Genomic DNA, 19602 nt, shown 5'->3' on the forward strand with positions numbered 1-19602 from the left:
CGGCCGGGGAGGCAGGCATGCGGGTGGCGGTGCTGGGCGCGACGGGGCTCATCGGCGCGGCGGTGGTCGCCCGCCTGCTGGCGGATGGCCACCGGGTGACCGGCTTCGCGCGCCGCGTCGACGCGGCCGCCCGGAGCCAGCCGTCGGCCGCATGGGCCTCCCTCGACATGGGCCGGCTGACGCGGCCGCAGGACTGGACGCCCCATCTTCGCGATCTCGACGCCGTCGTGAACTGCGCCGGCATCCTGCAGGACTCGCCCGGCGAGAGCGTCCGGGCGGTGCATGCGGATGCCCTCGCCGCCCTTGCGGCGGCGTGCGAGGGGGCAGGCGTCCGGCGCGTCGTGCAAATCTCGGCCATCGGGCTCGACGGCGCGGCCGCCACCGCCTTCACCCGCACCAAGCAGGCGGGCGACGCGGCGCTGATGGCGCGCGATCTCGATTGGGTGGTGCTGCGGCCATCCGTGGTCGTGGGCCGGCAGGCCTATGGCGGCAGCGCGCTGTTCCGCGGCCTCGCTGCGCTGCCCGTGCTGCCGGTGGTGTCCGGGACTGGGCCGCTCGACGTGGTCCAGCTCGACGATGTCGCCGCGACCGTCGCCTTCTTTCTCCGCCCCGGCGCTCCGGCCCGCCTCGTGCTTGATCTAGCCGGCCCGCAGCACCTCTCCTTTGCCGATGTGATCCGCCTCTATCGCGGCTGGCTCGGCCTGCCGGAGGCGCGGACCGTGACGGTTCCGCCGCTGCTGGCCGCGCTGGCGTTCCGCCTGGGCGATGCGGCGGCGCTGTTCGGCTGGCGCCCGCCCGTGCGCACCACGGCCCTACGGGAGATCCGCCGCGGGGCTCAAGGGGATCCGGCTCGCTGGGGGGCGGTGACCGGCATCGCCCCGCAATCCCTGGCCGGCGCCCTCTCGGCCGAGCCGGCGGGCGTCCAGGAGACATGGTTCGCCGCCCTATATCTGCTGAAGCCGGTGGCTCTCGGCGTGCTGGCGCTGCTGTGGGTCCTGACCGGCCTCATCTCGCTCGGGCCGGCCCTGGCCGGGGGCGCGGATCTTGTGCGGGAGGCCGGCGCCAGCACGATGGCCATACCGCTGGCCGTCGCCGGTGCCCTCGCCGACCTCGCCATCGGCATCGGCATCGCCTGGCGCCGCACGTCTCGCTCCGCCCTGTGGGCGGGTGTGGGGCTTGCCGCGTTCTACACGCTTGCGGCGAGCGTGCTGCTACCGCGTCTCTGGCTGGAGCCGCTCGGACCGCTGGTGAAGATCCTGCCCATTCTGGCGCTTCATGCCGTCGCGCTGGCGACGCTGCGGGACAGGTGATGGCCTACTTCGTGCTGAAATATCTCCACGTCATCGGCGCCACGGTCCTGCTGGGCACCGGGGCCGGCATCGCCTTCTTCATGGTCGCCGCCCACCGCACCGGCGAGGCCGCGACCATCGCCGCAGTGGCGCGGATCGTGGTGCTGGCGGATTTTCTCTTCACCGCCACGGCGGTGGTGGCGCAGCCGGTCACCGGCGTGCTGCTGGCCCTGGACGTCGGCTATCCCCTGGGAGAGGGGTGGATCGTGCTGTCCATCGGGCTGTACCTCGTCGCCGGCCTCTTTTGGCTGCCGGTGGTTTGGATGCAGATGCGCATGCGCGACCTCGCCGTCGCCGCGGCGCGCACCGGCGGGCCCTTGCCCGCGGCGTATCACCGCCTGTTCCGGATCTGGTTCGCCTTCGGCTTTCCCGCGTTCGCCGCGGTGCTGGCCATCATCTGGCTGATGGTGGCGCGGCCGGACATCCCGGTCCTTGCGTTCGGCGGGTGAGCCCTGCGCGGGTACGGCATACAAAAAAGGCCCCGGCGGTGCCGGGGCCTTTCGCATTCAGGCAGTGCTGCCTCAGTCGGGGCTGCCTCAGTCGCTGCTGCGGTTGCCGAAGAGCTGGAGCAGCATCATGAACAGGTTGATGAAGTCCAGGTAGAGCGCCAGGGCGCCCATGATGGCCTTCTTGCCCGCCACGGCCACGTCGTCACCAGCGAAATACATCTCCTTGATGCGCTGGGTGTCGTAGGCGGTGAGGCCCGCGAACACCAGCACGCCCACGACCGACACGATGAACTGCAGCATCGTGGAGCCGAGGAAGATGTTGACCAGCGAGGCGATGATGATGCCGAACAGGCCCATCATCAGGAAGGAGCCCATGCCGGAGAGGTCACGCTGCGTGGTGTAGCCGTAAAGGCTCAGCGCGCCGAACGACGCGGCGGTGATGAAGAACACCCGCACGATGCTCTCGTGGGTGTACACGAGGAAGATCGTGGACAGCGAGATGCCGACCAGCGCCGCATAGACCCAGAATGTGATCTGCGCCGCCGATACGCTCATGCGCTCGATGCGGAAGCTGAGGAAGAATACGGCCGCGAGCGGCGCCAGCATCACCACCCACTTGAGCGGGCTCACGAACAGCGCGTAGCCGAACTGCGTCAGCATGATGCCGCCGCGCACCTGGCCGGCCGCCTGGGACGGGTCGGTGGTCACGGAGAGCAGGTACACGCCGAGCGCGGCAGCGCCGGTGATGGCGAGGCCGAGCGCCATGTAGTTGTACACGCTGAGCATGTACGCCCGCAGCCCCTGGTCGATCGCGGCCTGCGAGCGTGTCACCGACGGGTTGAAACGCCCGGCGACGTTGCGATCATAATCGGACATCGTCGTTCCCCTTTGAGAATTCGTAACGCGCCGTCGGACCGGAGTCGTAGCAGCGCATCCGCCGTCAATATGGTGGGTTCGCCGAGGGGCGGCAAGACGATCCAGGATGAAATTTACGCAAGGTCACTTTACGTCAGGCGTGCCCTCAAGGCTGCGTTGCGATATAGTTGCAACCGGTCGGGGATGTCGGCATGGGAGCGGGGCGAAAGCTCGGGCGGCAGCGTGCGCGCGCGTGGCAGAACTTTGCCGCGGCGAGCCTTGTCGCCTGTTTGAGCGGGGCGCTCGCGGCGCTGCAGGCCGACCCGGCGGCGGCCGGCGCGTGGACGCAGGAAGAGGGCCACGGACAGGTGATCCTGCAGACCACCGCCGCCCACTCCGCCTCCGAATTCGGCCCCTCGTACGACCTCTATGCGAGCCGGCCGTATGACAAGGTCGAGGTGACCCTCGTCTTCGAATATGGCGCCACCGACTGGCTCACCCTCATCGCCGCGCCCCAGTTCCTTTATGTGGGGCTCGGCGCGCCTTCGGCCGACTCCTACGCCGGGCCGGGCTATCAGGATGCGGGCGCCCGGGTGCGGCTGTGGCAAGGCACGGGGGGAGGCACGGCGAGCGTGGTCTCGGCCCAGGTGGTCGGCCGCTTTTCCGGCACCGGAAATTCGCCGAGCGCGGCGGCGGTGGGCTATGAGGATCCCGAGCTCGACCTGCGCCTGCTTTACGGCCTGTCCTTCACCCTGTTCGGCAAGGCCGCCTTCCTCGATGTGGAGGCGGCGCAGCGCCTGCGCTTCGGCGCCCCGCCGGACGAGTTCCGCGTCGACCTGACCCTCGGCCTGCGGGTCGCCGAGCGCTGGCAGCTGCTGGCGCAGTCGTTCAACGTGGTTTCGGAAGGGGCGGGTGAGGGACCCTACTTCGGCGACTCGTATGAATATTACAAGGTCCAGATGGGGGCGGCCTACGATCTCTCGGCGGCGATGACCGTCCAGCTTTCCCTCGTGGGAACGGTTTTCGCCCGCAACGCCCCGCAGGAGAACGGCGTCGTGCTCGCCGCCTATTATCGCTTCTGACGCCTCATCGCCTTGCCTTCTCCGGCGCGGTGGTGACGAGGCGGATGCCGAGGGCGATGGGCACGATGCCGAGGAGATCCATGGGCGGCACCGGCTCGCCCAGGATCAGCCATCCGAACAGCAGGCCCAGGGGAGGCATGAGGAAGTGGAGCGCGCTCGCCCGGGTGGCGGTGGTGCGCCCCAGGATGAAGAACCACAGGCTGAAGCCCCCCACCGAGGCGGCCAGCGTCAGCCAGGCGAAGGCGACGGCGAGGGACAAGGTGGGATGCACCGCGCCGATGTCCTCCCGCGCCAGCGCGACCGGGAGGAGGGCGAGGCCCCCGGACAGGCACTGGATGCCGCTGCCCACGAACAGGGAGGCGGGGGTCCGCACCTTCTTGAACATCAGCGTCGCCGCGGTAAGGGCCAGCAACGCCGCGGTGACATAGGCGACACCCACTGGATCCTCATGGCCGCTGACGATGCGCGAGCGCACCACGAAGGCGACCCCTGCCATGCCGAGCACGAGCCCGATCAGCTTGCGCCCCGACAGCCGCTCGCTGAGCAGCACCGCTGCGCCCAGCGCCGTCAGCAGGGGATTGGCCGAGACGAGCACGGCGGTGAAGCCGGAGGAGACCTGCGTCATCCCGATGTAGCTGAGGCCGAGATAGCCCGCATTGTTGAGGATGCCGATGCCTGCCAGCGCCGCCACGTCCCGCGGCCTCAGGCGGCCGAAATGAGACGCCGGCAGCAGGATCGCGCAGGCGCCGAGAATCAAAACCCCCGCGAGGAGGAAGCGCCCCGACAGCAGCAGCAAGGGCGGGCAGTCCACCAGTGCGATCTTGGCCACCGCAAAGGCCGAGCTCCAGATCAGGCAGAAAAGCGCGATCAGGAAAGGCAGCGCGTCGGGCCGGCGCGGCGCGGCGATGGCAAGGGGCGGGGCGGTCATCAGGTCCTCCTGCGCCCAAGGAACCACACACGCGGGACATTGCAAAATTGAATGATTGGATGTCTGCTAGTGGAAACTCAAATGATGCGAGCGTCGTCATGCTCGACATGGATCTTCTCAAGGCGTTCGTGAGCGTGGTCGATGCGGGCGGCTTCACGCGCGCCGGCGAGCGCGTCCACCGCACCCAGTCCACGGTCAGCCAGCAGGTGCGGCGGCTGGAGGATCAGGTCGGCCACCAGCTGCTGGTTCGCGATGCCCGGGGCGTCACCCCAACGGCGGAGGGTGAGCGGCTGCTCGGCTATGCGCGGCGCATCCTCGCCCTTGGGGCGGAGGCGCAGGCGGCGCTATCGGGTCAGGCGGCGGCCCGAGTGGTGCGCCTCGGCATCCCCGACGACTTTGCCCTCGCCGAACTCACCGCCGTGGTGGCGGCGTTCGCGCGGGCCCGGCCGGACGTGCGGCTCGCGGTGGAATGCGGCCTGAGCTGCGATCTCTCGGCCAACTTCGCCCGCGGCGACCTCGACCTCGTCCTGCTCAAGCGCGAGCCGGGAACCGGGCCGGCGCTGGCGGCCTGGCCGGAGCGGCTGTCGTGGGTCTGCGGGCCGGGATTCGATCCCCATGGGGAGAGCGTCGGGCTCGTCGCCTTCCGGCAGGGCTGCCTCTATCGCAACCGGGCGGTCCATGCGCTTGAGAAGGCCGGCCGGCCGTGGCGCATCGCCTACGAATGCCCGAGCCTCATCGGCATCGAGGCGGCGCTCGCCGGCGGCCTCGGCGTGGCGGTGCTCAACGAGCGGGCGATCAGCCCGCGACTGTCCGTGCTGCCCGCCTCCCAGCTTTGGCCGGCGGTGCCCCCCACCGAGCTCGCCCTGCAACTGGCGGCGGACGCCTGCGCCGCGGGGCGGGACCTTGCGGACCTCATCATGGGCTTCTGCGGGCACGCGGAGCGGGCCGCCGCCTGAGTGGCGGACCCTGCGGTCAGGCGTCCACCAGCAGCCGGCGACCGATCTCGCCGATGCCGACGAGACCGGGCGTCGCGTGCATCACTACGTGGATGGGCACGAGGGCGAGGCGGTCGCGGTAGGGCGGATGCTCCTCGAAGGCGTCGCGCAGGGGGCTTTCGGCGAAAAGGTGCGCCATGGCGCGGCCGACGCCGCCGCCCACGAACACGCCGCCCTTGGCGTCGAACGCCAGGGCGAGATCGCCCAGCACCCGGCCGAGCAGGCGCAGGAAGACGTGGCAGCTTTCCTTTTCCTGCCGCTGCCCGTCCAGCGCCGCCTTGATGATGGCGTGGGACGACAGGCTCTCGCCGGAGAGGATGCGGTGGAGCCGCACCAGCCCCGGCCCGGACAGCACGTGCTCCACCGAGACCGGCCCGAGATCGCGCACCAGATGGGCGACGATGCGGGCCTCGTCCGTGGTCACCGCGCCGAGCCGCATGTGTCCCGCCTCGCTGGGCAGAACCTCGTGGCCATCCTCCCGCGGGATGATGAGGGCGGTGCCGAGCCCGGTGCCAGGCCCACACAGCAGCATGGGCGCGCCGGGCACCGCCCGGCCGGTGCCCACCTCCAGCAAGTCCTCGCGGGTCAGCAGCGGCAGGCCATGGGCGAAGGCCTCGAAATCGTTCAGCACCGAAAGGCGGGCGAACGAAAGGTCCTCTGCCAGCTTGCGGGTGGAGAAGCGCCAGTCGCGGTTGGTCAGGCGCACGTCGTCGCCGTCGATGGGGCCGGCGATGGCGAGCGCCGCGCAGCGCGGCGGCTCCCCGCTCAGAGAGGCGAGATAGGCGTGCAGCAATTCCTCGAGGGAGCCGTAGGAATCGTTGGCTTCGAGACGGATGTCGAACGGCACGCCGTCGGCGCCCGCCCGGGCGATGCGCGTGGTGGTGCCGCCGATGTCCGCGAGCAATACGGTGGAAGTCATTGCCTGATCCGATGGGTCGGAATTTCCTACTGCGCCATGCCGGCGACGGACGCAAGCGCCCGCCGGCCTCCCCCTTCCGATCCCCCGGCCCAGTTTCCTTGCGGGGCCTCCCTGGTGGGTGTCCCTCGCGGTCGCCCCTTGCCGGGCGCTCCGGCTCAAGCCCGGGAGGTCGGCGCGGGTTCCCTGCGCAGGGTGCGGCGCCGGCGCACGCGGCTCAGGCCGCCAGCGAGCGGCGGGCCTTCAGCGCCGTCCACAGGGGCAGGCTGAAGATGAGCAAAGTGAGGATGCCGAGGCCCGCGGCGACCGGCCGCTCGAAGAAGGCGAGGAGGTTGCCGTCGGCCTTGATCATGGAGGTCACGAAATTGTCCTCCAGCATCTTGCCGAGCACGATGCCGAGCACGCAGGGCGCGATGGGGATGTCGTGCTCCTCCATGAGGAAGCCGAGCACGCCGAACACCAGCATCAGCACCACGCCATAAGCCGAATTGTTCACCGCATAGGCGCCGACGATGCAGAACAGAAGGATCAGCGGGATCAGGATGCGCCGCGGGAAGCGCAGGAGCGCCGTGCCGGCCTTCAGGGCCAGCAGCCCGAGCGGGATCATGGCGATGTTGGCAAGGATGAAGATGGTGAAGACCGCATAGATGGATTCGGGATTGTTGAGGAACAGCGTCGGCCCCGGGTTGAGCCCCTTCAGATAGAGCACGCCGATGACGATGGCGGTGATGCTGTCACCGGGGATGCCGAACACCAGCGCCGGCACCCAGGCGCCGGCCAGCGCGGCGTTGTTGGATGACGTGCTCTCGATGATGCCCTCCACATGGCCCGTCCCGAACTTCTCGCGGTTCTTCGAGAACTTCCGGCTCATGGCGTAGGACACCCAGGCCGCGATGTCGGCGCCCGCCCCGGGCAGGATGCCGATGGCGGTGCCGGTGATGTTGCCGCGGATCTGCTGCGGCCAGTATTTCACGAACATCTGCCCCCAGCCCTTCAGCGGATTGCCGAGGGACGTCTGCTTGATGTTCCAGTCCGGCGCGCCGGCGGCCATGGTGCGGATCACCTCCGACATGGCGAACAGGCCGATCATGGCGGGTATGAAGTCCACACCGCCCAGCAGATTGGAATTGCCGAAGGTGAAGCGCGGCACGCCGGCCGGGTTGTCGATGCCGATCTGCGCCACGAACAGGCCGAGGAAGAGGGAGACGAGGCCCTTCACCGGCGAGCCCGAGCCGATGAAGATGGCGCAGGCGAGCCCGAGCAGGGCCAGCCAGAAATATTCGAACGAGGAGAAGCCCAGCGCCACCTCCGCGAGCAGGGGCGCGGAAAGGATGAGGATCAGCGTGCCGAACAGGCCGCCGAGGGCCGAGAACAGCACGTTGGCGCCCAGCGCCACTTCCGCCTGTCCCTTGCGGGTCATGGCGTAGCATTCCTCCGAATAGGCGGCGGAGGCGGGCGTGCCGGGCATGCGCATGAGCGTGGCGGGGATGTCGCCGGCGAAGATCGCCATGGCGGAGCACGAGATCATGGCGCCCACCGCGGGAATGGGGTCCATGAAGAAGGTGATGGGCACGAGCAGCGCGATCGCCATGGTTGCCGTCAGGCCGGGGATGGCGCCCACCACCAGCCCGAAGGCGGAGGCCACGAGGATGGTGAGCAGCACGTCCCAGCGCAGGACGAGATCGATGCCGGCGAGCACGGCGGTCATAGCAGAAGTCCTTCCACGAGGCCGCGCGGCAGGGGCACCCGCAGGAGCAGGTTGAAGGCGAGGTAGGTGGCGACCGACGCCCCGAAGGCGATGGCCAGCGCCTTCACCGGCGAGACCCGCACGAGAAGGAACAGCCCGGTGAGCACCAGCGTCGCGGCGAGGACGAAGCCGATCAGCGGCGCGAGCACGATGTCGGCGACGACGAGGCCGATGGTGGCCGCCGCCCGCAGGCCTGCGCCGGGCTCGCGGATCCACGTGGCCTGCGCCAGGGGAAACGGGCCGGCCCGCACCGATCCCACGGCGAGGATGAAGCCGCAGCCGGCGATGCCCGCCGCGGTCAGCACCGGAAACACCGCCGCGCCGTAGTCCTGCCCCGGCACCGGGGGCAAGTGGGCGGCGGCGGCGAACAGCAGGGCGGCTCCGGCAATGAGCAAGAGGCCGAGGACGAGGTCGCTGAAGCGCATGATGCGGTTCCGGCTGGCGCGAAGGAGGCGGGGGCAGGGGCCGCCCGTCACCGGGCGGCCGCCGCTCGGGTCGGGTCAGCCGGGACTATTTGGCGAGCCCGACCTCCTTCATGACGGCACCCAGCGAGGCGTCCGCCTCGGCCATGAAGGCGGCGAAGCCGGGGCCGTCGGCATAGCGCCCGCCGAAGCCGCGGCCGGAAAGGAATTCCTGGTATTCCTTGCTGTCGTAGACCTTCTTCAGGGCCGCCTGGAGCTTGTCCGACACCGCCTTGTCGATGCCCTTCGGGGCAGCGAAGCCACGCCAGGCGCCGATGGTCCAGCCGCTGCCGGTGGCTTCCTTCAGCGTCGGGATGTTGGGCATCAGCTTCGAGCGGTCGGTGGCCATGATGGCAAGGCTCTTCACCCGGCCAGCGTCGATGAGGGAGCGGGCCTCGGGCAGGGAGCAGGTGACGAGCTGCACGCCGCCCGCCACCAGATCCTGGAGGCCGGGGGCGGCACCGTTGGAGGGTACCCACGGAACGCTCTTGGGATCCATCTTCAGCGAGGAGAGCATGCCGGCGAGCGCGAGGTGCCAGATGCCGCCCTGCCCGGTGCCGGAAGCCTTGAACTTGCCGGGGTTGGCCTTGATGTCGGCGAGGAGGTCGTCCACCGTCTTGTAGGGCGCGTCGGCGCGCACCTGCACGCCGGCCGGATCCTCGTTCATGAGTGCCAGCGGCACGTAGGACGCGCCCGACAGCTGGGTGAGGCCCTGCCAGTGCATCATGGCGATTTCCACCGTGATGATGCCGATGGTGTAGCCGTCCGGAGTGGCGTCGGCGATGGCCTGGTGGCCCACCACGCCCTGTCCGCCCGTCCGATTGACCACCGCCACGGGCTGGCCGAGGTCCTTCTCCAGCAGCGCCGCGACGATGCGCGCCACCGCGTCGGTGCCGCCTCCGGCGCCCCACGGCACGATCAGTGTGATCGGGCGGTCCGGATAGGCCGCGCGGGCGGGAAGTGCGGTGAAGGCGGTGAGAACGGAAGCAGCAAAGGTCGACGCGGCGAGGGCAAGCCCCGCAAGCAAGAGCCGGCGCATGGTGTCTCTCTCCCAATGTTCGGCTTCTGTGGCCGAAATCTAATCGTTTCGATCCACACTAGGGGACGCCTGCCGCCCGGTCAATGAATGTGCGGTGCGGCGCTTGCCGGCGGGTGGTGGTGGCGCGGGGGGCTCGCGTGCCGTAAGCTCGCAGCTGAAAATGTGCGTTCCGCCCACGCGGGGGCTGGCGGGACCGCAGCTTCGACGTACATAGACGGGTGGGGTCGGGCGCGGCGCGCGGGCATTGCCTGAGGCGGGCACCGATCGAGGCAACACGGCGACCCGGCGACCCGGAACGCCCGAAAGGCATGGCGAAGCGCAGTGCTCGACATCTACACGATCATCTTCCTGGCCCTCGCGGTCTTCATCTTCGTGCGGCTGCGCAGCGTCCTCGGGCAGCGGACGGGACGCGAGCGGCCGCCTTATGATCCCTACTCCCGCGACACGGCCCGCCCGCCCCAGCCGGCGCCCGAAGGCAAGGTGGTGAGCCTGCCGGAGCGCAGCGGCAACCTGCCGGGCGCCCCCGTGCCGGCCGACGAGGCCGAGCCGCCGGCCTTCCGCTGGGAGGGCGTGGCCGAGGAGGGCTCCGCCACCGCCTCCGCACTGGACGAGATCGCCCGCGTCGAGCCGGACTTCGACGCGAAGCACTTCCTTACCGGCGCCCGGGCCGCCTACGAGATGATCGTGACGGCGTTTGCCGCCGGCGACCGGCGCCAGCTGAAGGACCTGCTGGCGAAGGACGTCTATGATGGCTTCGTCGCCGCCATCGCCGACCGAGAGAGCCGCAAGGAGACGATGGAATCGCGCTTCGTCTCCATCGAGGCGGCCGATCTCCAGGATGTGACCGTGCGCGGGCGCACCGCCCAGCTCACCGTGCGCTTCGTGTCCAAGCTCATCTCCGTCACCCGCGGCCCCGACGGCACGGTGGTGGACGGCAGCCCCGACACGGTGGCCGACGTGACCGACGTCTGGACTTTCGCCCGCGAGCTCGGCACGCGCGATCCCAACTGGAAGCTGGTCGCGACCGAAGCCGCCCAATAGCGGGGAGGCGGCCATGGGACTTCGGCGCGGCGTTCCGGCCGGCGGGCGGCGCGCCGCAGCGATGCTTGTCCTGTCGGCGCTGACGCTCCTTGCTGCCGCCGGCTCGGCGCCGGCATCGTCCATGGCCATCCAGCTCCCTCCACCCGTCATCGCCGGTGCCCGGCTTGCGCCGGCCGCCTTCGCCGATCTCGACGGCTGGGCGGCGGACGACCATGCCGCCGCCTTTGCCACCTTCCGCGCCAGTTGTGCCGCCTTGCGCACGCCTCCCGCCGAGGTGGGGCCTTCGTCCGTCGCGACGCTGAGGGGCGGCCTCGCCCTTGCCTGCGCCGCGGCGGCCCGGCTCGGCACGTCGGCGCCCTCGAAGCTGGTGGCCCGGCTGTTCTTCGAGGCCAATTTCCGCCCCTGGCGCGTCATTCCGGAGAGCGGCACGGCTTATTTCACGGGCTATTACGAGCCCGAGGTGGAGGGCGCGCTCGCCCCCGGCAACGGCTTCGATGTCCCTGTCTATGGCCGGCCGGCCGATCTCGTCATGTCCGGGTCGGGACCCACCCCCAATTCCGGCGGGGCGATGCGACGGGTGGGCGACGCCCTCGTGCCCTATTTCGACCGCGCCGCCATCGAGGACGGGGCCCTCGCCGGCCGAGGGCTGGAGATTGCGTGGCTGAAGGATCCCATCGACCTCTTCTTCATGCAGATCCAGGGGTCCGCGCGCGTTCGCCTTCTCGACGGGCGGGTCCTGCGGCTGAACTACGACGGCTACAACGGCCAGCCCTATGTGCCCGTGGGCCGGCTCCTCATCGCGCGCGGGCAGGTGCCGCGGGAGGAGATGTCCATGGACCGCATCCGCGCCTTCATGACCGCCGATCCCGAAGCCGCCCGCCTGCTCCGGCGGGAGAACCCCTCCTACGTCTTCTTCAAGGCGCTGGAGCTGGGCGCCGAGGCGGGCGCCATGGGCGCGCAGGGCGTACCCCTCACCGCCGGCCGGTCGCTGGCGGTGGACCGCAAGCTCCACACCTACGGCGCGCCCATCTTCGTCGAAGCCGACCTGCCCTTGGCCGGCCCCGCAACCGCCGATCCGTTCCGCCGGCTGATGGTGGCGCAGGATACGGGATCCGCCATCGTGGGGCCGGCGCGGGCGGATCTCTATTTCGGCACCGGCGCCGCGGCCGGCGCGGTGGCGGGGCGCATCCGCCATCAGGGCCGGTTCACCCTCCTGGTGCCTCGTCTCGCGCCCGCACCGGGAGGCGCGCCATGAGCCGTCGCGGCCGGCGCCGGGTGCTCGATGCGGAGGAGCGCGCCCTGTGGGACCACGTGGTCCGCTCGGTCAAGCGGCTGAGGTCCGCGCCGCCAGTGACAGAGCCCCCGATTGCCCCGGCGAAGGCCGAGGCCGTGCCACCGGCGCCCGATCCGCTTCCCGCCGAACCACCCGTTGCTGCCCCGAAACGCCGCACCGCGGTGCGGCCGGCCCCGCCACCCCCCGGTCCGCCGCCACCCCCGCCTCTGGCGACGCTGGAGCCGAAGACGCGCCGCCGGCTGACCCGCGGCGCGGAGGTGGATGCGCGGCTCGACCTGCACGGCCTCACCCAGGCGGCAGCGCACCAGCGGCTGCGGCGCTTCCTCGCGGAGGCGCAGGCGAGCGGACATTCCCTGGTGCTGGTCATCACCGGCAAGGGCGATCCCGAGCGTCTCGTGAGCCATGGCCCCGCCTTCGGCGAGGGCCGGGGCGTGCTGAAGCGCGCGGTGCCCCTGTGGCTCGCCGAGCCCGATCTCAGGGCCTTGGTGGTGGGCTTTGAATCCGCCGGGCGCCGCCACGGCGGCGAAGGCGCGCTCTATGTCCGCATCCGGCGGCGACGCTAAGGCCGTTCAGTCGCCAAGGCAGGCGTGCGCGGGCATCTCATAGGTGCGGCCGGCCCCGAGCAGGTGCGCGGTGAAACCGTGCGGCGCGAACAGGCGAGCGACCGCCGGGTGGCGGACGCTCAGGCCGCCGGCGTAGGCGCCGAAGGCCGGCAGCACCATGCGGCGCCCGTCGGTGACGAAGCAGCGCCTTCGCACCCCGCGCCCGCGCAGCGCCACGCGGGCGGCCGGATGCAGATGGCCGCAGATCTCGCCCGGCGCCGGTCCCTCGACCGGCGCGTGGCGCAGCACCAGCGGGCCGATGGCGACCTCGGCTGCGGCCTCGCCGCCGAGGTCGTTGGGCAGGGGATCGTGGTTTCCGGCGATCCAGATGAAGGTGCGGCCGGACTGGATGGCGCGGACCTCGTCGCGCAGGGGACTGGCCATGCGCTCGCCGGCCCACCGGTCGTGCAGGCTGTCGCCCAGAGCGATGACCATGCGTGGCCGGTGCAGGTCCACCACGGCGGCGAGGCGCCTCAGGGTGTCGAGGGTGTCATAGGGCGGCAGCATCTGGCCGCGCCGGGCGAAAGCGGAGCCCTTCTCCAGATGAAGGTCCGCCACCAGCATCAGCCCCTCGTCCGGCCACAGCACCGCGCCCGACGGATCGAGCAGCAGCTCGGCCCCCGCGATGGCGACGGCGGCGAGGGGCACAGCGGGTGATTCGGCGCGGGCGAGCATGGCGGCAGATCTTGCCGAAAGGCGGTTCGGGAGCAAGCGTAGCGGTGGGACGGCGCTCACCAGATACCGGCCTCCACGAGCATGACGGCGACGTCCTGGGGCCACACCTGCTCGGTGGCCACGGCCAGTGCGGTCCTGCTCCACCATCGATGCCCGACCAGCGCCGCGCGCTCGGCGGCCGACCAACCGGCATCCGACACGACGAGGCCCGGCGCCCGAACCAGAAAATACCGCTCGTCGGAGGAGACCATGCACCCGTCCGGCATCATGAAGGTGACGCGGCGCTCGGCGATCACCGGGCCGGGATGGGCGAGGCGCAGCCCCGTCTCCTCTTCCAGCTCCCGGCAGGCGGCATCCTCGAAGGTCTCGCCCGGCTCCAGCCCGCCGCCCGGCGGCGCCCAATAGATGCTCCCGGCCAGCGGCCCTGACTCATAGACGAAGCGGAACAGCAGCAGCCGGTCCTCGGCGTCGAGCACCAGCAGGCGGGCGGCGGGGCGCGCGATGGGATCGGGCTCGGCGGCGGCGCTCACAGGAAGCTCTGCGGGTCCACGTCGATGGCGACGCGGATGTTGCCGGTGGGCTTGGGCGCCACCTCGCGCCAGGCGCGCAGATAGGCCGAGAGGTCGAAATTGCGCGGCGAGCGCACCAGAAGGCGCCAGCGGTGGCGGCCGCGCAGCACGGCCAGCGGAGCCTCCGCCGGACCGAGGATGCGTACTTCCGCGACGACTGGGGCGGAGGTGGCAAGGCGCCGGGCATGGCCTTCCGCCACATGCCCCTCGCTGGCCGAGATGATGAGCGCCGCCATGCGACCGAAGGGCGGAAGCTGCGCCTCCTCGCGGGCGGCGATCTCCACGTCGTAGAAGGCGTCGCGATCGCCGGTGACGAGGGCGCGCATCACCGGATGCTCGGGCATGTGGGTCTGGATGAAGCCGCGCCCCTCGGCCTTGCCGCGCCCTGCGCGCCCGGCCACCTGGTGCACCAGCTGGAAGGTGCGCTCGGCGGCGCGCGGATCGCCATGGCCGAGGCCCACATCCGCATCCACCACGCCCACCAGCGCGAGGCCGGGGAAATTGTGGCCCTTGGCGACGAGCTGGGTGCCCACCACCACGTCCACATCCCCCTTGGCCACCGCATCGAGCTCCGCCCGCATGCGCTCCACCCCGCCGAGGAGGTCCGAGGAGAGCACGAGGGAGCGGGCGGCCGGAAACAGCGCCTGCACCTCCTCCTGCAGCCGCTCCACGCCCGGCCCCACCGGCACGAGGCTGTCCGGCGCGTCGCAGGCGGGGCATTTCTCCGGCACCGGGGCCTGGTAGCCGCAATGGTGGCAGGTCAGCCGGCGGCGGAAGCGGTGCTCCACCAGCCATGCGGTGCAGGAGGGGCAGCGCATGCGATGGCCGCAGGCCCGGCACAGGGTGAGGGGCGCATAGCCCCGGCGGTTGAGGAAGAGCAGCGCCTGCCCGCCGACCTCCAGCGTGTCGTTGATCTCGGCCTCCAGCCGCGGTGCGATCCAGCGGCCCTTGGGCGGGCCGTCGCGGCGCAGGTCGATGGGGGCGAGGCCGGGCACCTTGGCGCCGCCGAAGCGCACCGGAAGGGCAAGGCGCAGGTAGCGGCCGCGCCGGGCATTCACCTCGGTCTCGATGGACGGCGTTGCGGAGGCCAGCACGATGGGGGCGGAGGCGAGCCGCGCGCGCACCACAGCCATGTCGCGGGCGTGATAGGTGACGCCGTCGTCCTGTTTGTAGGCGGGGTCGTGCTCCTCATCGACGATGATGAGCCCGAGGTCGCGGAACGGCAGGAACAGGGCCGAGCGGGCGCCCGCCACCACCTTCACCGCGCCCGACGCCACCTCGTTCAGCACCTTCGCCCGGCGCCGGGTGGAAACGCCGGAATGCCATTCGGCCGGCTTCACCCCGAAGCGCCCGGTGAAGCGGTCGAGGAAGGCCTGGGTGAGGGCGATCTCGGGCAGCAGGATCAGCGCCTGCCGCCCGGACCGGATGGCCTCGGCCACCGCCTCGAAATAAGCCTCGGTCTTGCCCGAGCCGGTCACGCCGTCGAGGAGATGCACGGCGAAGGCCTTGGCCTTCACCGCAGCGGTGAGCACCGCGGCGGCCTCCGCCTGCGGCTCCGACAAGGCGGGGGCGGCGTGGTCCGGATCGGGCGGATAGGCGGCCGGCTCGGGCGGCAGCACGACCGTCTCCAGTGTGCCGTCGTCCACGAGGCCGTCCACCACCGAGGGCGAGACGCCCGCCTCCCGCGCCGCCTCGGTCTTGCCGCGCACGAAGCCGTCGGCCAGCACGTCCAGCAGGCGGGCGCGGGCGGCGGTCACGCGCGCCGGCTGTTCTCCGGTAAGGCGCACACCGACGCGCTCGCGCGCAGCGCCGGGGCTTTCGCCGTGGCGCAGGGCCATGCGCAGCACCATGCCGCGCGGCGCCAGCGTGTAGTCGGCCATCCAGTCGATGAGCTTCACGAGGTCCGGCGGCAGCGGCACGTAGTCGAGCTTCGCCTTCACCGCCTTGAGCTTGCCGGCGTCCACCGCCTTCGCGGATGCGCCCTGCGCTTTCGGCCAGACCACGCCCACGATGCTTTTCGTGCCGAGGGGCACGTGCACGAGGTCGCCGGGAGCAAGGCTCATGCCCTCCGGCTGAAGATAGGAATAGGGGGTGTCGAGGCCCAGAGGGAGGAGAATATCGACGGTGCGGGGACTCATGTTCCTCTTTTGGTCCGGCCGCGAAGAAAGGTCAAAGGCGCGGTGTGAACCTCGCGCCCCATGAACCGGCGGGAGGGGCAGATTGCCTTTCCGCACGTGCGTTCGCACGCGCAACGTCCAGAACCAGAGATTTAGCTTGAGCTGTAATACAACTTAAGAAAGAACTATATCGCGATACAACCATATGCGTCGCCAACACCCCCATGGCCTCCGGCGCCGGGTGCCCGGCGTCGGCGTGCCAACGCGCCAAGCTCAGGCGCATCGAAGGGGAGGACGCGATGCTCTTGAAGAGGGGCATGATCGACAAGGAGGTCGCCAAGCTCGCACAGGACCTGTCGAAGCTGGGCTTCTACGCCGGTGCGGCCGGAACCAATTACAACGCCGAGATCGAGGCTGCCGTGAAGGCGTTCCAGTCGGAGAACCTCGGTCCCGACCAGCTTCCGCTGGTGGTGGACGGTCAGGTCGGGCCCCTGACGCGCTGGGCTATCGACCTTGCCGCCGGTCGCGTGGCGAAGTCGTCCGGCGCGCCGGGCAAGCCGCCGAGCGCCAAGCCCGCCGGCAGCTCAAGCACCGGGTGGAACGCCCTGAAGATCGCGCAGCGCGAACTCGCAGCCGGAGCCGGGGAAAAGGGCGGCGACAACAGGGGAACGGACGTCATGAAATACCATGCTGTCACCGGGGCTTCCTCGGGCGACAGCTGGTGCGCCTCCTTCGTCAGCTATTGCTTCGATGAGGGAAATCCGGGCGCCATGCCGTTCCAGCCCTCAGCCAGCGCGCGTGAGGTGCTGAAGCGCTTCAAGCAGAAGGGATGGGATTTCAAGGCCGACGTGAACACCCCGCCTGCGCCCGGCGATATCGTCGTCTGGTGGCGCGGCGCACGGGAGGGCTGGATGGGGCATATCGGGATCGTCTCGGCCTACGAGAACGGCCTCGTGCATACGATCGAGGGCAATAGGGGCCCCTATCCCTCCAAGGTCTCGGCCTTCTATTACGTCCTCGGACGGATCGACAATTTGCTCGGCTTCGGCCGCGCGATGCCCTGACCTGTGGCCCTCGGGGACTTCCGCGCGGAACGGCAGCGGGCTTCGACGCTGTTGGAAGCCCGCTTCTCTTGCAGGGTGGCAGAGGGCAAGGACCTTCCGACCTGCCGCATCTGTCCGGGCCCCTTGCGCGGCCGCGGGCCGCTGATAGCCTTGGCCTTCGCCGTAACCGCCGGAGGCCCCCCATGGTTTCATCCCCTGCGGACCCCGGAAGCGGCGGGCTCGGGCGCCGCGCCCTGCTCAAGACGGGAGCTCTCATGGCCGCGGTCTCGCCTGCTCTCGGCAACGTGGCGCAGGCCGCCGGTCCCGTCCGCAAGATCGCGCTTGAGGAACATTTCACAACGCCGGCGCTGGCCAAGACGCTCGTGGCGCGGCCCACCCGCAGCGACAGCCTGTTCGCCGACATCGAGCGGCGGCTGGCCGATTTCGGCAGCCTCCGGCTGGAGACCATGGACAAGGCGGGCATCGACCTGTGCGTCCTCTCCGTCACCACCCCGGGTGTCCAGGCGGAGGCCGACACCGCCGCCGCCATCCGCCTCGCCCGTCAGGCCAACGACATGCTGGCGGAAGAAGTCGCGCGCCAGCCGAAGCGTTATGCCGGCTTCGCCCATCTGCCCCTGCAGGACCCGGCCACGGCCGCGAACGAGCTGGAGCGCTGCGTGCGGCAGCTCGGCTTCAAGGGCGCGCTCATCAATGGGCAGACCGGCGGGCACTATCTCGACGACGACAAGTTCCTGCCGTTCTGGGAGCGCGTGTCCGCCCTCGACGTCCCGATCTATCTGCATCCGGGCGAGATGGCCGACACGCCCGCCATGTTCGCCGGCCGGCCCGAGCTGAACGGCGCGGTCTGGGCCTGGACGGCCGATACCGCCAGCCACGCATTGCGGCTGGTGTTCGCCGGCACCTTCAAGCGTTTTCCCAATGTGCGGGTGATCCTTGGCCACATGGGCGAGACGCTGCCCTATCTGCTGTGGCGCTTCGACAGCCGCTGGCAATGGTGGGAGGGCGGTCCCCTGCCGCAGGATCAGCTGCCCTCGACCATAATCAAACGTCACTTCGCCGTCACCACCTCGGGCGTCTGCGACCCGCACGCCCTTGCCGCCGCCCTCGGCGCCATGGGCGAGGACAACGTGATGTTTTCGGTGGATTATCCTTACGAGGACACCGCCATAGCCGCAGCCTTCATCGAGGCCGCGCCGCTCTCGAGCGCGGTGCGGGCCAAGGTCTGTTACGGCAATGCCGAGCGCATCCTGAAGCTGTGAGGCTGCTGCCCTTGCGTTCCAGCTGCCGCCCGTCTACCTCCAACCCATGAAATTCCTCGATCAGGCCAAGGTCTATGTGCGCTCCGGTGACGGCGGCGCGGGGTGCGTCTCGTTCCGGCGCGAGAAGTTCATCGAGTTCGGCGGTCCCGACGGCGGCGACGGCGGGCGGGGCGGCGACGTGTGGATCGAGTGCGTGGACGGCCTCAACACGCTGATCGACTATCGCTACCAGCAGCACTTCAAGGCCAAGAAGGGCGACCACGGTAAGGGCGCCAACCGCACCGGCGCCCGCGGCGCCGATGTGGTGCTGAAGGTGCCGGCCGGCACCCAGATCCTCGACGAGGAGGAGGAGACCATCCTCGCCGACCTCACCGAGGTGGGCCAGCGCATCAAGCTGCTGGAGGGCGGCAACGGCGGCTTCGGCAACGCCCAGTTCAAGACCTCCACCAACCAGGCGCCGCGCCGCGCCAATCCCGGCCTCGAAGGCCAGGAGCGCTGGATCTGGCTGCGGCTGAAGCTGATCGCCGACGCCGGCCTGGTGGGCCTGCCCAATGCCGGCAAGTCCACCTTCCTGGCCGCCACCACGGCGGCGAAGCCCAAGATCGCCGATTATCCTTTCACCACGCTCCACCCCGGCCTCGGCGTGGTGCGGGTGGACGGGCGTGAGTTCGTGCTCGCCGACATCCCCGGCCTCATCGAGGGGGCCCACGAGGGGGTGGGCATCGGCGACCGCTTCCTCGGCCATGTGGAGCGCTGCCGCGCCCTGCTGCATCTGGTGGACGGCACCAGCGAGCATGCCGGCAAGGCCTACAAGACCGTGCGCGCGGAGCTTGCCGCCTATGGCCACGGCCTCGACGAAAAGCCGGAGATCGTCGCCCTTTCCAAGGTGGACGCCCTGTCTCCCGAGCTGCTGAAGCAGCAGAAGGAGCGTCTCCAGCGGGCGGCGAAGAAGAAGCCGCTGCTGCTCTCGGCCCAGTCCGGCCAGGGCGTGCCCGAGGCGCTGCGGGCCCTGCTCTCGATCGTCGAGGAGACGCGGGTCGAGGAGAAGGCGGAAGAGCCCAGGGAAGCGTGGCGGCCCTGAGGGGCGTCGGCGGACGGGGTGGGGCGGGCCCGTCCAGTCTCGTCGGCGCGCTCGAAGACAGGTTGGAGACAATGTGCTA

19 protein-coding genes are annotated in these 19602 nt (G+C 70.4%); 10 read left to right on the forward strand and 9 right to left on the reverse strand.

Annotated elements, in window-relative coordinates; all coding sequences use genetic code 11:
- Positions 1–17: 17 nt before the first annotated feature.
- Together ABLE93_RS10900 and ABLE93_RS10905 are read left to right on the forward strand one after the other, a co-directional pair.
- Positions 18–1310 (forward strand): SDR family oxidoreductase, encoded by a 1293-nt coding sequence (locus ABLE93_RS10900; protein WP_348839826.1) that lies wholly within the window; start codon positions 18–20, stop codon positions 1308–1310.
- Complete coding sequence (locus tag ABLE93_RS10905) at positions 1310–1798, forward strand: DUF2269 family protein (protein ID WP_348839827.1); 489 nt, start codon at positions 1310–1312, stop codon at positions 1796–1798. The genes ABLE93_RS10900 and ABLE93_RS10905 overlap by 1 nt, the downstream gene beginning before the upstream one ends.
- Positions 1799–1885: 87 nt before the next feature.
- Here ABLE93_RS10905 and ABLE93_RS10910 read toward each other — a convergent pair whose 3' ends face one another.
- Complete coding sequence (locus ABLE93_RS10910) at positions 1886–2674, reverse strand: Bax inhibitor-1/YccA family protein (protein ID WP_348839828.1); 789 nt, start codon at positions 2672–2674, stop codon at positions 1886–1888.
- 191 nt (positions 2675–2865) lie between these two features.
- On the opposite strand from ABLE93_RS10910, the gene ABLE93_RS10915 reads away from it, so the two are divergent.
- The gene (locus ABLE93_RS10915; RefSeq protein WP_348839829.1) at positions 2866–3735 is read left to right on the forward strand and encodes a hypothetical protein; all 870 of its coding nucleotides are present in this window, start codon (positions 2866–2868) and stop codon (positions 3733–3735) included.
- 4 nt (positions 3736–3739) lie between these two features.
- Here ABLE93_RS10915 and ABLE93_RS10920 read toward each other — a convergent pair whose 3' ends face one another.
- A complete protein-coding gene (locus ABLE93_RS10920; protein ID WP_348839830.1) occupies positions 3740–4663 on the reverse strand; it encodes a DMT family transporter in 924 nt (307 codons plus the stop codon).
- 98 nt (positions 4664–4761) lie between these two features.
- Between ABLE93_RS10920 and ABLE93_RS10925 the strand changes: the two genes are divergently transcribed.
- The gene (locus tag ABLE93_RS10925) at positions 4762–5619 is read left to right on the forward strand and encodes a LysR family transcriptional regulator (protein ID WP_348839831.1); all 858 of its coding nucleotides are present in this window, start codon (positions 4762–4764) and stop codon (positions 5617–5619) included.
- 16 nt (positions 5620–5635) lie between these two features.
- On the opposite strand, the gene ABLE93_RS10930 is transcribed toward ABLE93_RS10925, so the two are convergent.
- The 4 genes from ABLE93_RS10930 to ABLE93_RS10945 all read right to left on the reverse strand — a co-directional run bounded on the left by ABLE93_RS10930 (position 5636) and on the right by ABLE93_RS10945 (position 9821).
- Positions 5636–6577, reverse strand: a complete 942-nt coding sequence (locus ABLE93_RS10930) for a glucokinase (protein ID WP_348839832.1) — start codon at positions 6575–6577, stop codon at positions 5636–5638.
- Between the two features lie 214 nt (positions 6578–6791).
- Complete coding sequence (locus tag ABLE93_RS10935; RefSeq protein ID WP_348839833.1) at positions 6792–8282, reverse strand: tripartite tricarboxylate transporter permease; 1491 nt, start codon at positions 8280–8282, stop codon at positions 6792–6794.
- Positions 8279–8746 carry a tripartite tricarboxylate transporter TctB family protein gene (locus ABLE93_RS10940; protein ID WP_348839834.1) on the reverse strand — a complete coding sequence of 156 codons (468 nt, stop codon included), beginning with the start codon at positions 8744–8746 and terminating at the stop codon, positions 8279–8281. The genes ABLE93_RS10935 and ABLE93_RS10940 overlap by 4 nt, the downstream gene beginning before the upstream one ends.
- 85 nt (positions 8747–8831) lie before the next feature.
- On the reverse strand, positions 8832–9821 hold the full coding sequence (locus tag ABLE93_RS10945; RefSeq protein WP_348839835.1) for a tripartite tricarboxylate transporter substrate binding protein: 990 nt from the start codon (positions 9819–9821) through the stop codon (positions 8832–8834).
- Positions 9822–10142: 321 nt separating this feature from the next.
- On the opposite strand from ABLE93_RS10945, the gene ABLE93_RS10950 reads away from it, so the two are divergent.
- From ABLE93_RS10950 to ABLE93_RS10960, 3 genes are read left to right on the forward strand one after another with little or no spacing between them, the layout of a single operon-like run.
- Positions 10143–10862, forward strand: coding sequence for a Tim44/TimA family putative adaptor protein (locus tag ABLE93_RS10950; RefSeq protein WP_348839836.1), 720 nt, complete (start codon positions 10143–10145; stop codon positions 10860–10862).
- 13 nt (positions 10863–10875) lie between these two features.
- Entirely contained in the window at positions 10876–12117 is a 1242-nt protein-coding gene (gene mltA, locus ABLE93_RS10955) for a murein transglycosylase A (RefSeq protein WP_348839837.1), read from the forward strand.
- Positions 12114–12719: a Smr/MutS family protein gene (locus ABLE93_RS10960; protein ID WP_348839838.1), complete on the forward strand. Its 606-nt coding sequence runs from the start codon at positions 12114–12116 to the stop codon at positions 12717–12719. Before mltA ends, ABLE93_RS10960 begins: the two co-directional genes overlap by 4 nt.
- 6 nt (positions 12720–12725) lie before the next feature.
- Here the strand turns inward: ABLE93_RS10960 and pdeM are convergent, their stop codons facing one another.
- From pdeM to ABLE93_RS10975, 3 genes are read right to left on the reverse strand one after another with little or no spacing between them, the layout of a single operon-like run.
- Positions 12726–13433, reverse strand: coding sequence for a ligase-associated DNA damage response endonuclease PdeM (gene pdeM, locus ABLE93_RS10965; protein WP_348839839.1), 708 nt, complete (start codon positions 13431–13433; stop codon positions 12726–12728).
- 56 nt (positions 13434–13489) lie between these two features.
- Positions 13490–13963 carry an NUDIX hydrolase gene (locus ABLE93_RS10970; protein WP_348839840.1) on the reverse strand — a complete coding sequence of 158 codons (474 nt, stop codon included), beginning with the start codon at positions 13961–13963 and terminating at the stop codon, positions 13490–13492.
- Positions 13960–16140, reverse strand: coding sequence for a primosomal protein N' (locus ABLE93_RS10975; RefSeq protein WP_348839841.1), 2181 nt, complete (start codon positions 16138–16140; stop codon positions 13960–13962). The genes ABLE93_RS10970 and ABLE93_RS10975 overlap by 4 nt, the downstream gene beginning before the upstream one ends.
- A 278-nt stretch (positions 16141–16418) precedes the next feature.
- On the opposite strand from ABLE93_RS10975, the gene ABLE93_RS10980 reads away from it, so the two are divergent.
- From ABLE93_RS10980 to obgE, 3 genes are all read left to right on the forward strand, one after another.
- On the forward strand, positions 16419–17183 hold the full coding sequence (locus ABLE93_RS10980; protein ID WP_348839842.1) for a CHAP domain-containing protein: 765 nt from the start codon (positions 16419–16421) through the stop codon (positions 17181–17183).
- A gap of 182 nt (positions 17184–17365) precedes the next feature.
- Positions 17366–18442, forward strand: a complete 1077-nt coding sequence (locus tag ABLE93_RS10985; RefSeq protein ID WP_348839843.1) for an amidohydrolase family protein — start codon at positions 17366–17368, stop codon at positions 18440–18442.
- Between the two features lie 46 nt (positions 18443–18488).
- A complete protein-coding gene (gene obgE / locus ABLE93_RS10990; protein WP_348839844.1) occupies positions 18489–19523 on the forward strand; it encodes a GTPase ObgE in 1035 nt (344 codons plus the stop codon).
- Positions 19524–19602 lie beyond the last annotated feature (79 nt).

This window comes from Xanthobacter pollutisoli (assembly GCF_040044995.1).
Lineage (GTDB): Bacteria > Pseudomonadota > Alphaproteobacteria > Rhizobiales > Xanthobacteraceae > Xanthobacter.